The organism is Glycomyces sp. NPDC049804 (assembly GCF_040674615.1).
Classification (GTDB): Bacteria; Actinomycetota; Actinomycetes; order Mycobacteriales; family Micromonosporaceae; genus Glycomyces; species Glycomyces niveus.
On sequence record NZ_JBFAMQ010000003.1, the window covers coordinates 400,328 to 410,395 of the forward strand.

At 58.8% G+C, this 10,068-nt stretch carries 10 protein-coding genes; 6 read left to right on the forward strand and 4 right to left on the reverse strand.

Features of this window, described 5'->3' with window-relative positions; translation table 11 throughout:
- Positions 1-55: 55 nt before the first annotated feature.
- From AB0K52_RS06605 to AB0K52_RS06620, 4 genes are all read left to right on the forward strand, one after another.
- Positions 56-694 (forward strand): hypothetical protein, encoded by a 639-nt coding sequence (locus AB0K52_RS06605; protein WP_363527060.1) that lies wholly within the window; start codon positions 56-58, stop codon positions 692-694.
- A 351-nt stretch (positions 695-1,045) separates the two neighbouring features.
- The gene (locus AB0K52_RS06610; RefSeq protein WP_363527063.1) at positions 1,046-2,896 is read left to right on the forward strand and encodes an AAA family ATPase; all 1,851 of its coding nucleotides are present in this window, start codon (positions 1,046-1,048) and stop codon (positions 2,894-2,896) included.
- Positions 2,897-2,900: 4 nt separating this feature from the next.
- Positions 2,901-4,631: an ATP-dependent helicase gene (locus AB0K52_RS06615; protein ID WP_363527066.1), complete on the forward strand. Its 1,731-nt coding sequence runs from the start codon at positions 2,901-2,903 to the stop codon at positions 4,629-4,631.
- A gap of 302 nt (positions 4,632-4,933) precedes the next feature.
- Positions 4,934-6,274 (forward strand): hypothetical protein, encoded by a 1,341-nt coding sequence (locus tag AB0K52_RS06620; protein ID WP_363527069.1) that lies wholly within the window; start codon positions 4,934-4,936, stop codon positions 6,272-6,274.
- A gap of 99 nt (positions 6,275-6,373) precedes the next feature.
- Here AB0K52_RS06620 and AB0K52_RS06625 read toward each other — a convergent pair whose 3' ends face one another.
- The 3 genes from AB0K52_RS06625 to AB0K52_RS06635 form a co-directional block, all read right to left on the reverse strand.
- Positions 6,374-6,529 carry a sigma factor-like helix-turn-helix DNA-binding protein gene (locus tag AB0K52_RS06625; RefSeq protein ID WP_363527247.1) on the reverse strand — a complete coding sequence of 52 codons (156 nt, stop codon included), beginning with the start codon at positions 6,527-6,529 and terminating at the stop codon, positions 6,374-6,376.
- Between the two features lie 150 nt (positions 6,530-6,679).
- On the reverse strand, positions 6,680-7,051 hold the full coding sequence (locus AB0K52_RS06630; protein ID WP_363527072.1) for a hypothetical protein: 372 nt from the start codon (positions 7,049-7,051) through the stop codon (positions 6,680-6,682).
- The gene (locus AB0K52_RS06635; protein WP_363527075.1) at positions 7,027-7,299 is read right to left on the reverse strand and encodes a hypothetical protein; all 273 of its coding nucleotides are present in this window, start codon (positions 7,297-7,299) and stop codon (positions 7,027-7,029) included. The genes AB0K52_RS06630 and AB0K52_RS06635 overlap by 25 nt, the downstream gene beginning before the upstream one ends.
- Here AB0K52_RS06635 and AB0K52_RS06640 point away from each other — a divergent pair.
- Both AB0K52_RS06640 and AB0K52_RS06645 read left to right on the forward strand, forming a co-directional pair.
- Positions 7,282-8,235 (forward strand): tyrosine-type recombinase/integrase, encoded by a 954-nt coding sequence (locus AB0K52_RS06640; RefSeq protein ID WP_363527078.1) that lies wholly within the window; start codon positions 7,282-7,284, stop codon positions 8,233-8,235. The two genes, AB0K52_RS06635 and AB0K52_RS06640, sit on opposite strands and share 18 nt — an antisense overlap.
- A 285-nt stretch (positions 8,236-8,520) precedes the next feature.
- On the forward strand, positions 8,521-9,030 hold the full coding sequence (locus tag AB0K52_RS06645; RefSeq protein ID WP_363527081.1) for a hypothetical protein: 510 nt from the start codon (positions 8,521-8,523) through the stop codon (positions 9,028-9,030).
- Positions 9,031-9,228: 198 nt separating this feature from the next.
- On the opposite strand, the gene AB0K52_RS06650 is transcribed toward AB0K52_RS06645, so the two are convergent.
- Positions 9,229-10,068, reverse strand: an 840-nt coding sequence (locus AB0K52_RS06650) for a tetratricopeptide repeat protein (RefSeq protein ID WP_363527084.1), incomplete at its 5' end; no start/stop codon positions are given.

Consider the following 10,068-nt stretch of genomic DNA (forward strand, 5'->3'; position numbering starts at 1 on the left):
CTTCGCGTCCCATTGTGTAGTTCTGTCGTCCCGTTCTGTCAACCACCATGTTCATATGCCGCTTTTCAGCAGGTCAGCTGAGTGGGCGGTTGAACGGATGACAGAGAGGAAGTCGATGACGCAAACACAGGTCACGGGCCGGACCGCCAAGTCCGAGGTGCTGGGCGAATGGACGACCGATCACGGCAACCGGCTCACCCTCATGGCCCGCCGGGCAACGGGCTACGCCTCGATCTGGCTGAACCACCACGGCAAACCAGTCAAGATCGGCTACGCGGTCCACGCAGGCGGCGTCCTTCGCGAAGTTCGCTGGGAAGAGCCCTGGCGCGAGCAGACCGACGCCTGGAAGACGCAGCAACGCAACCACATCGCGGCCCTCCTTGCCGCCTGGCACGCCGAAGGCACGATCCCGCCCCAACCCGCAACCCTGCCCGCGAGCGTGCTCGGCACCTTCGACTCCTTCGGTTTCCGCTTCGCCGTCGAACCGACCGCCACCCCCGAGCACGCCATCCTCAGCATCCTCAACGTGGCAGGCAGCCTCACACCCGTCGCCGACCTCCTCCACGAGAAAGGACGCATCGCCGGCATGTCAACTCGCCCCGGCTGGAAAAGCACCCCCGACGACCGCAAACGCTATTGGCGCCACGAGTCCGAAGCCATCCTCACCCAAGCAGCCGAACAAGGCCGCCTCTAAGACCTTCCTCGAACAGGCGGGGCCGCCAGGTGGGTGGCGGCTCCGCCCCTCTCCAACATTTGCACTGCACCCGACGCTGGGGGCCTCCAAAAGACCGCCAAATAACTGACGCAGAAGACCCCTGACAAGATCTGAATGCTCGCAAAAACTCGCACATCCGAACCAGAACCAACATGGACACCCTCACCGGAGGATGTCAGCCTCTCAGAAGGCCTCAAAAACCCAGGAAGCGCTCAGTAGTTACAAAACCCGCAAACACCTTCTGGTCCTAGGTATGGGTCGACAACCGGTCCTGCTCATGGTGAAATATTGGTAGGCGATGTGGTGAGGTGGACTACTATGCGTGTTCGATTGCTCGAAATCGAGAACTTCAGGGGTATCAGGAAGGGACGTGTCACCTTTCAGCAGCATACCCTGCTAGTTGGCGGCAACAACATTGGAAAGTCCACAGTTTGCGAGGCGCTGGAACTCGTGCTCGGGACGGAGCGACTCTATCGCCGTCCGGTCATTGATGAACACGACTTCTCCCAAGGCATGTACCTAGAGGAAGACGGGCGCGCCCGCGAGATTCGGATTCGTGTAGTCCTCACCGATCTCTCTGATGAACAGGCTCGTCGCGTGGGCTGGGGACATCTCCGTCGATGGAAATACGACACTTTGTCGTACATTGACGAGGAACCCGGAGGTGTCAACGTAGCCGACGACGAAGGCGTTTCGTGGGCCATGCCCGTTGTGTTTGTGGGGCGATACGACCGAGAAGAAGATGACTTCGTTGGTGAGACGTTTTTCGATCACCCCACACCGATCATTGATGAGCTCGATGAGGAAGAACAAGACTCGCTCGGGGCTGGACGCGCACCGTTTACGCGAACACACAAGCGGATGTGCGGACTCGTCTTCCTTCGTGCTTTGAGAACTGGATCACGCGCATTGAGCTTGCAGCGTGGTTCACTCCTGGATACCATCCTCCGCCTGGGAGGAGATGGAACTTCAAAGATGTGGATGGATGCGCTTGAATCTATCAGAGGTCTTGATCCCGCCATTGGAGAAATTGAACAGCTCAGCGCTATCCGAGAGAGCATCCGGACCCGTCTTGGAAAGTTCGTCAACCTAGCGCCAGGGACCGAGTCGGCAGCATTTTTTGCATCCGACCTCACGCGTGAACATCTACGTGAGGTTGTCCGACTTTTCTTGGCCACTCAACCTAGCAACCACTCGGTTCCGTTCTCCCGGCAGGGTACAGGGTCCATCAACCTGTTGGTTTTTGCTCTGCTAACCATAATTGCGGATCTCAGGGGAGACCAGACTGCCATATTTGTCATGGAGGAGCCAGAAATCGCGCTCCCTCCTCATACACAACGACGTGTCACCAAATTCGTCGTTCAGCAAATGGGCCAGTCAATAGTAACTTCACATTCTCCTTATGTCATAGAGCAGTTCGAGCCCGATAACGTCGTCATTCTTTCGAGGAATAATAGCGTTCTTACTGGGTCAGCAATCGACACAAAAGATGTGAAGGCGAAAGCCTATCGCGCACAACGTCGTCAATTTGCGGAAGCAATTCTAAGCCGTTCAGTCCTTGTGCTCGAAGGAGAGACTGAGATGGCCGCCGTGCACGCGGTATCAACTGCGCTGGAGAGACTCCGACCCGAATATTCACATATTGATCTGGCCGGAGTCTCGCTATTCAACGCCTCCGGCGATCGGGAAGTACCTCGGTATGGGCCGATCTTCAAAGCGCTTGGAAAGCGTGTCTACGGTATGCGGGACGAGTTGAATACGGTCGATGCGACCGGTGCGGCAGAAAATATCAAATCGTTCGATTGCATGTGGGAGTCTCCGGAAAAAGGAATTGAGCAACTCTTGGTTAAGCAGGTCCCGGCAAGGATTCTGCGGAGTTTTCTTGAAACAGCAGCTCTGCGTGGAGATTACCCGGCCTCCTACCCATTTGAGAGTGCGAAAGTGGCGGAGGAAGATCTAGCCGATCTCGCAGCCAAGGTGCTCAAGGCCCGAAAGGGGGACAACTTCGGGTCCGGGTACACCAGCATACTTATTGAGAAGTGCGAAACCGAGGATGATTTGCCTGATTTCATCCGTGACGCCCTGATCAAAATCGATGCAGACTTGAAGGTTGAACCTGAATTGTCTCTCAACGAAGAGGCAGCGGCCGAACCTGCAGATGTCGCAGATATCCAGGAGTAGGCACGTGCGACTGGATCTCTCAGACACAGCAAAAGCCATTCTTGCCCAGGACGGACCTGTCCTCGTGGTTGGGGGTCCAGGATCAGGTAAGACCACTCTTTCCCTCTTGAAGGCTAAGTCTCTCATGCCGACGCTGGCCTCTGGACAGGAGATTCTTTTCCTCAGCTTCTCGCGTGCAGCGGTACGTCAGGTGGAAAAGCGTTGCAGCGATATTCTCCAGTCCGGAGAGCGCCAGCGGATTGCTGTTCGGACCTATCATGCGTTTGCGTTGGACATTCTTCGTTCGCACGGCCGATTGCTTACTGGAAAAGTTCCGAGTTTGATTTACCCTGGAGAAGAGAGCCTTGCTAGGGCTTCGTTCGAAGGTGATTGGCGTGCCGAAACTGCACGGTTGGCAACCGAGGAAGGGATTTATGTTTTTAGTCAGTTTGCAGCAGCGGCCTCCAAGATCATTTCAGGTTCTTCTGCGGTGGCTGAACTTGTCGCTGATAAGTACCCCATCATCATCATTGACGAGTTTCAAGATACGGACGACGATCAATGGGCGCTTGTTAGGAGACTTGCCTGTGGCTCGAGGATCATATTTCTAGCAGATCCTGATCAACGAATATTTGATTACGACGATCGAGCAAACCCAGAACGCCTGAACAATCTGCGAGGTTCTCTAAAACCTGTAGAGTTCGATCTGGCGGGCGTGAACCATCGCAGCCCTAACGCAGGAATATTGCGATATGCTGACGCAGTTTTGAATAACCAGCCACTTCCTGAAACAAGTGATGTCGTTACTGCATCTTATTGGCCAAGCGGATTCGAGAGCACGGTTCATGCAGGCGTTCACTGGACCTTTTCAAATCTCCGAAATATGGGGATCAAGAATCCATCCATTGCTCTTCTCGCGCGGACTAATTTTCTTGTTGGGAGGCTCTCGAGCATTTTGAGTCAAGAGCGTACCCGTAACGGCCAAACACTGCTGCCTATTGATCACGATGTCTTGTGGGATTCTGAGCGTACAGCTGCTTCAGCACTAGCAATCGTCTCTATTCTTGAATGGACAGGAAAATCCAAGAATGACGCACTAGCTGAGAGTTTTGCGCGTATAGCCAACTATTTTGAAACGAAGAACGCTGCGAATCCAAGTAATTCCGCCAAGAAATCAAGTGGCAATTATCGATTGGCGGAGCGGAAAGCTCGACTGGGAGAGCCTCAGAGGCTTAAGAGCACTAAGTACCTCGCGAGCGTGTTCGATTCAGGAATTACTCTTCTTGGCGAACCCACAAATGACTGGTCTCAGGCTTGTAGTATCCTCAACAATTGCAGCGATTTGAAGGAAATGCTACAGAGTGCCGGATTCATACGATTGTCGCGAACGACAGATGAGGTTGGGACCTGTCTCGCTTCAACCTGGGATAGAAGCGGTTCTTACAAGGGGGCAATGAATCTTGTTCGGCGCACATTCGATGCTGGAAGAATCTTGTCAGATCATCAAAGTCCTCGTGGATGCGTTCTTATGACTATCCATAAGTCCAAAGGAAAGGAGTTTGATGGCGTGATACTTGTTGAAGGCCGATACCGTGATACTTTCTTTCGGGAGAATGACGACGAAGCAGGTATCAAGGCTGCTCGTCGACTTCTAAGAGTAGGAATCACCAGAGCTCGCAATCGCGTCGTCATAATAAGGCCATACGGAGCCTCGAAACTCGTGATAGATGTTCCTTTCTCATCGCAATATAGCTGACGGACCCCAAAGGAGGTGTTCGAGCTAGACGCCAGCAGTAAGTCCATTCTCATTTAGAATACCAGTTGACATGAATCAGGCATTTGATGCTGAAGAGGCGGGTTTCTGCTCGGCATTCGCCTATGACGGTTGCACAGTCTATTTCTGAAAGGCTGCGATTCAGGTCCGGGATTTGCTGATTGTCTTGGCTGCCAGCGCGGGATTGAAGTCAGGGTCTTGGTGGCGTCATGCTGGATGTGAGGGAGCTTTTCCTGTTGTAATCGGCTCATCGGTCGACCTCGTCATAGAATGGAGAAACTCGCTTGGACGACATCGGGCAGCACGACGATGATCCCTGGGAAGATTTCGACGACCATTGGTCGGAGGAACTACCAGTCACCTATCGGGAAGCCGTGGCATGCCTCCAAGAGCTTGCGGAGCAGCGCAGCGATGTGAGAATCGAATGGGAGGGCAGGCAGCAGTATGAAAGCCGCCATTGGCGCTCGGATGCGCGAGTTGTGTTCGTCGATGCCGGTGGACATCAGATGCGCTTGCGGTCGGCGAAACAGCTCGGGGCCTTTAAAAGCGTAGTGGCCTCTGGAGTGCCCCTCCACGAACGCCACGCGATCTGGTACCCGCCGGAAGGGATGATCTCGGCGCGGCTCATAGGAAACTTCGACGAGTATCTTCAGATCGTAGTGCGGAATCTCGTCCCAAAGGAGCAACGAAAACTCGAGCTGGATAGCCCTCTAGGCCGTGACATGGCTGGACTGCTTGCATCCACTGGCCTTTTCGAGGTCAGCACTGAGGGCCCTGGAGCCTGCTCCTCGCTGCGGTTGACCACCGTCTCACCCGAGCTGTCGCATCTATACCGGCTTCGCGGCGGCAGGAGGTCTGTACCGAGTCTTGAACTGCGCGGGGTAGTGGCCGCAGACGCCGATGCGGCGCAGGAGATATTGGTCGCATACGGCACCTCGTACCTGACCGACCTTGCCCGAACCCATGGGTTGTCACTGCGGCTGTGGAACACCGGTTATCGGGTCGGTAGTCGCCGTAATCACTCATACTCGCAGAAGGCACGGTTCCCGAAACGGCGCTACGACACTGAACCTGCCGACCTGTACACCGCCGCCAACGGGCCCGGACACCTCCCTACTGAGCGGTATCTGTACTACTACCAGGTCCTCGAGTTCTATATGCCCAAGGCGGCCGATCAGGAGAAAGCCAGGCAAGGGGCGGCCATCATCGGGAAGGCTCGGAGCCCGTTGCCGCGCACTGGGGACAATCGAAACCTAAGCAGCGAACAGCATCAACTGGATGCGGTGATCAGCGATGCGGTACCGCCCGCTGCGGCCGCCAATCTCCTCGGAGACCGTGAACTGTTCGCCACGTTGTCGGATCCGAGCATCATCGAGCATGTCCACGCCCTCGAAGACAACGGGACAGGCGTCCCAATAGCCGGCCTAGATTACCGTGAGGACCTTTCCACGAGGGTGTACCAGATCCGCTGCAGGATCGTGCACGCCAAGGAAGGCGGCGGCGCCAAGGGTGTCCCTCCGCTGGCTCCGCACAGCCGGGAGGCGCGGGACCTAACTGCCGACTTGCGACTGATCCGATTCCTGGCTGAGAAGACCCTGAATCGCTGGGCAACGCCTCTGCCGTGATGCAACGTCGACAGCGCGCCGGGCCCGTTCGTGTCGATGGTTGCAGGGTGGCACCGCGGCTCGTTTTAGTCCATCGACAGGCGCACATGCTCCCACGGCTCAAACGCCCAACCTGCGTGCGGCACGGAGCAGCCGCTTTACGCTCGAGAGGCTGATGCCGTATCGGTCGGCGAGGGATTGTTGGCGGGTTCCGGCTTGGTATTCGGCGATGATCACTGCTCTTGTCGCTTCGGGGAGTCGACGGTTCAGGCCCAGGCGGCGCTCAGTCTGAGGCGGGCGGCTTCAGGGCGGGATGCCAGGTCGGGGAGCTGGTTTGCGTGGGTGCTGAGCTGGGGTGACGGGTTCAAGTAGGCCGTTGCAAGCGAAGGGCCTGCTAGCAGGCCCTTTTTTGTGCGACACGCCGTGTCATCCCAAGCTCTTGCCCATGAGCTTGCCCATGAAGATGCTATGAGCATGACTCAACACGCATCCAAACCCCGTCGTCAGCGCGGCAGCATTCGTCAACGCGGCAAGTCCTTCGAAGTCCGAGTCTACGTAGGCAAGCACCCCGAGACTGGCCAAGATCTCTACCTCTCCGAGACGTGCCCGGATGGGCGTGAGGCTGAGAAGGCCCTCACCCGGATGCTCGCCGACGTCGACGCCGGCAAGGCCGCTCAGACGACCGATCAGCTCGAAGCCGGCATCCGCCGTTGGCTCGTCTCCCGCCAGGCCGACGTCCGCGCCGGGCGTCTCGCGGAGCGCACCTACAACCACTACGAGCCGATGGCCGAGAAGCACGTCACCCCCGCCTCGGCAAGCTCCCGATCAACCGGGTCAATCAGCGCCTCGCCTTCGCCGCCGAGGCGCTCTACGACGAGCTCACTGGCTGCCAGATCCGCTGCGGCGGCCGCATGGAAATTGAGCGCCGTGCGGCTGGCCGCGGCAACAGCCGGATCATCACCGACGTGACGGGGCACCAGTGCAACAGTCGCTGCAAGCCGCACGTCTGCAAGCCCGCTTCGCCTGCGATGCTCATCAAGGTCCATGCCGTCATCACCGGGACCTGCAAGACGCTCTACCGCTGGGGCTGGATCCCCAACAACCCGGCCGGGCGGATCCGCGCGCCCCAGGTGCCCAAGGCGATCCCGTACGCCCCCACCACCCAGGAGGTCGTGCTGCTCGTCAACGCCGCGTTCGAGCAGGATGCCGACTGTGGCACCACGGTCTGGCGGATGCTCGTCACCACCGGCCGCCGCGGCGAGATCGTCCGGACCCAGACCAAGCACATCAACTTCGACCGATCGCTGATCTTCGTCCCCTCCACCAAGATCGACGGCTCTGGACGATGGGTCGCCATCGACAAGGTCACCTTGATGCTGCTCACGCTTCAGGTCGAGCGGATCGCCAAGCGCCGGGCGGCCGCCGGCCTCCGCATGACCGGCGAGGAGTACCTGTACTCCTACGATCCGACCCACGAGACCCACGGCTCGCTCGACTACTACACCGAGCGCTTCACCAAGATGTCCGACGCGCTCGGCATAAAGGCCACGCCCCACGACGTCCGCCACTACGGTGCGACCGAGCTCATCGCCAACGGCGTCGACGTCGTCTCCGCCGCCCGCCGCCTCGGCCACTCCCGCCCATCGACCACCTCGGACGTCTACGCCGCTTGGCGCCCTGAGGCTGACTCTCGCTCGGCAGGCATCCTCGCCGCCGGCTTGAAGCTCCCGGCCCAGTACGAGCTGCCGCGTGCCGAGCGTGGCTATGCCGCCGAACAGCCGAACCGCACCAGTCCTGAACTCGAGGAGCGCATCTGCAGCCTCCGCCGCCGTACCGGTTGGGGTCCGAAACGCATCCGCGAACACCTTGCCGCGGAGGAGGTCTCGGTCGCCGAGTCGACAATTTGGAAGGTCCTCGACCGTTACGGGCTCACCGGCGGGAACAGTGCGGGTTCACCCACGAAGGAACCGGAATACGCCTGATCCCGCTCAGTACAGCTTCAGCTTCTCTGGCCGCTTAGATCTCGGCAGTGAAGAGGCACGCCTCCCGGCGGAGGCGTGCCTCTTCGTACGTGCGTGACGCGGCGGCGGCGCTATGTATGCTTTGAGGACGACGAGCGATGAGCCCAAGAGGGACCCGTTCGTCTTTTTTGTTAGCGAGGTGTGCCCGGCACGAGGTCCAGTCGTGCCGGGCCAGCACCCCATTCACCCGAAAGAGGTACCGAATATGCGCCACCACCGTAACAACCACGGCAAGGGCGGTCGACCATGACGCAACCGTTCGCGTGGGTTCCGTGGGTTCTCGCTGCCTTGTTCGGCGTCGCGAACATCATCCAGTTCATCAAGTCCCGCCGCCAGGGCGTCTCGGTCGAGGCCGAGACTGGAGCAAACATGCGGATCTATACCCCGATGGACTACGCACGGCCGGGCCCGCGCACCCCGTCGACGTCAATCGTGGCGCGTCGGCGACCCACGGTTTCCGAGCAAGAGCAGAAGACGACCGTCCGGATTTACATCTCGGCCTCTTCGACGGTCCTCATCATCGAGGCTGCGATCATCACCACCCGGCAGCCGCTGCTCCGGCGTCGCGCGACGAGCTTGGTCGAGGCAATCCGCCAGACTGAGACCGTGCTTCCTGATGGCAAGCGGAAGTGTCTCGTCCTAACAGAGAAAGAAGCGGGCTGCCTCGGCGAGGGTCCGTTGTGGGCCCGTGTTCGGACTGAGCGGGGGCATTACTACTACGCGCCGTTGAAACGCCTGACCGGTGACGAGCTGTAGGCACCAGGTCCAACAGCGAATCCTCGTGACTGGGATGTAGTACCGCAACGGCCGCAACCAGGTCGGTAAGCAGAGGTGCTCCGTCATTGACGATGGCGGAGCACCCGCGCGCATGCAACAAGCTCAGTCTCAACGACCGACCAGAACCCGCCTGGCCGATTATCGCCCCTGCATCTTCCGCCGCAATATAAGTTTCTGTCAAGCTCGTGGCGCCGGGCAAAGCTGTAATTGCCGCCGCCTCCTAGTTCGCCTTCTGCCTCGGCTTTGGCGTTTCTGCAGGTGATCGAGACTATTTTGAACGCTGAGTGTCATCGGGTGCCTTGGGCCGAGGGCTTGCCGGCATCTGTTCTTGAGCTGTAGGAGAGAGACCTTGGCGGCCTTCGTGTTTCCGCTGGAAGCTCGGCTGTTTGCGAGGCAGTGATCAGTTCTTAGTGTGTCCAGGTGGTTGGGGCCGAGGACCCGCTGCTGGTCGGCTAGCACAGATTCGAGTTCGGCAATGGTTCTCCGCGTCTCCCCGGTTCTACCGAGCAGGTGCGCGAGGTCGTGGCGAGTCTTGAATGTGCCGGGGTGGTCGGGACCGAGAACATGCTGCTGGTTGGCCAGCACAGATTCGAGTTCGGCAATGTTTCCTGGTATATCCCCGGCTTCCCCCCGCAGGTTTGCGAGGACGTGGCGGGTTCCGAGTGTGTCGGGGTGGTTGGGGCCGAGGACCCGCTGCTGGTCGGCTAGCACAGATTCGAACTCGGCGATGGCGTTCGATGGGTCCCCTGACCGCGCGCGCAGATGCGCGAGGTTGTGGCGGATGCGGATGGTGTCGGGATGGTCGGCGCCGAAGACACGCAGTCTGTCGGCTAGAACGTCCTCAAATTCGGATATGGCATCTGAAATGTGCCCTGAGCTAGCCCGGACCCTTGCGAGACAGTGGCGGGTTTCGTGTGTGTGGGGGTGGTTGGGGCCGAGGACCCGCTGCTGGTCGGCTAGCACAGATTCGAACTCGGCGATGGCGTTCGATGGGTCCCCTGACCGCGCGCGCAGATG